The organism is Cellulomonas fimi, assembly GCF_012952065.1.
Classification (GTDB): Bacteria; Actinomycetota; Actinomycetes; order Actinomycetales; family Cellulomonadaceae; genus Pengzhenrongella; species Pengzhenrongella fimi_A.
In genome coordinates, this window is the sequence record NZ_JABCJJ010000061.1 from 1 (window position 1) to 2,225 (window position 2,225).

A 2,225-nucleotide genomic window follows, 5' to 3' on the forward strand; every position below is an offset into this window, starting at 1 on the left:
CCGCACCCGCCGAGACCTACTCACCACCACACCGGCCAGCACACGCTGACCGGCACGAACCACACCAAGGGGGTCAATTTTCGCCCGACGCCAGGGGGTCAATTTTCGGCCGACGTTGACAGCCCGAACCGGTGGAGACCGCGTGCTCACGCGCGCTGGACCTCGACGTGGTCTCGGTGACCAAGGTCGCCTCGATGCTCGAACGCGCCACGGAGGACACCGTCCCGCTCTTGCCCGCCGCCGGCGCGGCGAGGGCGTCGAGGTTCGCCCGTGATCCGGGCGAGTACGCCGCCCGGCCGGCGCCACGTGGTCCTGCCAGTGGCAAGACCAGCCCTGCCAGCACGGGGACCACCGCTGCCAGTGGTGGGACCGGCCCGGCCACCGAAGGGACCACCACGCTCGCCGGTGGTGGGACCGCCACGTTGACCCTGATCCGCGGCGGCGAGGCCGTCGCTGCCTTCTTCGATGCCACCGAGCTGCAGGAGGACCGATGAGCACGACCACGATGACCGCCTCGTCGCGGGCGACCCCCGCGGGGCCGGTCGACCCGATCGGGGCCGACCTGACCAAGATCCTGCGGACGCTGAAGCTCTCCGGCCTGAGGGACACCCTGCCCGAACGCCTCGCGCTGGCCCGCCAGCAGCAACTTGGCCACGCCGCCTTCCTCGAGCTCCTGCTCTCCGACGAGGTCACCCGCCGCGAGTCCCGCTCCGCGACACTGCGCGCCGCCAAGGCCGGCCTCGACCCGACCATGCGGCTGGAGACCTGGGACGAACACCCCGACCTGTCCTACGACCGGCAACTGTGGTCGGACCTGACCACCCTGCGCTTCGCCGAGGCGGGCACCGGCGTGCTGGTCCTCGGCCCCGTCGGGGTCGGCAAGACCCACCTGGCCACCGCCCTGGGCCACATCGCGATCCGCCGCCGCATGACGGTGGCGTTCTACCGCGCCGACAAGCTCTTCACCCGCCTACGCGCCGCCCGCCTCGACAACACCCTCGAGGCCGAGATCCGCCGCATCACCGGCGTCGACGTGCTGATCATCGATGACTTCGCGCTCCGGGCGCTCGACGCCACCCAGACCAACGACTTCTACGAGATGGTCGTCGAGCGCCACCGCCGGTCGAGCACCATCTGGGTATCCAACCGGGAGCCGTCCGAATGGCTGGGTATGACCACCGACGCCCTCCTCGCCCAGTCCGCCGTCGACCGGCTCACCTCAGGCGCCCACACCCTCATCATCGAGGGCCCCTCCTACCGCCAACGCGAGCGTGTCAGCATTGACGCCCACCAGGAGGCCCGCCATGCTCACTGACACCTCCAGGTGGTCCCATGCTCGTGGCAACACGGTGGTCCCATCACGCTGGCAAGCGACAACCGACCCCACGCCTTAACACGTTTCATCGGATCCAGACCGTCCGGGCATTGGCCGAGAAGGTCGCAGATTCGTACCGGGGCGGTTCAAAGAGGCGTCCGGAATGCCGCTGCTGCCCGACGCACCGTCGCTGCCACGGTCCCCTCGGCTCCCGTACCAAATCAAGGTCGTCCGGGCGGTGCCCCTGGCTCGGCCGGCGCCGTTGAGCCCCGTCGGTGCCTCCGGGCGATCAGACGGGCGCCGCCTGCAGGCTCGTGGTCAGCGCGTGGGCCAGCGCGCACCCCGGAATCCGGTCACCGCGCGAACTGCCCGCCTGTAGTTCCGCAAGTCAGCGCGCTATCCACAAACCGAGATCGAACTCCGGTATCGTGCCCGACCCCTGTCTGTAGTGGTCGGGGTGCCGGTCTCTGCTGGGCGAAGGGTGCGCCAAGGCGGCCTCAGGCGAGCGCGAACTAGGTGCTTGAGCGCTATGCGCGGAGCCGTACCCGTGTTGGAACACGCAGTTGCTGCCTCAAGATCTGGTGCAGATTAGCCGTGGCCAACTCGCGGTCCTCGATAGTGGCTGCAAGCGCATATTCCTGACGCTCGTATTCGGGGTCATTCCGAGCCCAGGTCTGCGCTTTGTGCGTAACCGCAATGAGGAAGGTCTCGTCATCATTAACGAAAGAATTGCGGCCAATCCACGCCCGCGACTGCAGCGTGCTATGCGTGAAGGTGTTAACGGGCTCATCGCGATTGAGGGTGTAGTCGGGGTCTGAAGCCGCCGGTCTCGAGCAGGCTTCTGGCGATGTAGTTGGTGAGGTTGCGGAAGCCGAGGGCGGAGCCGCGCAGGTGTTCGAGGCGCCCGTTG

At 68.4% G+C, this 2,225-nt stretch carries 2 protein-coding genes; both read left to right on the top strand.

The annotated features are described in order from the left end of the window. Positions 1–131 precede the first annotated feature (131 nt). Positions 132–494 carry a transposase gene (locus tag HIR71_RS16140; protein WP_169326081.1) on the top strand — a complete coding sequence of 121 codons (363 nt, stop codon included), beginning with the start codon at positions 132–134 and terminating at the stop codon, positions 492–494. Further along, a complete protein-coding gene (istB, locus tag HIR71_RS16145) occupies positions 491–1,315 on the top strand; it encodes an IS21-like element helper ATPase IstB (RefSeq protein WP_211374326.1) in 825 nt (274 codons plus the stop codon). The genes HIR71_RS16140 and istB overlap by 4 nt, the downstream gene beginning before the upstream one ends. Positions 1,316–2,225: the final 910 nt, after the last annotated feature.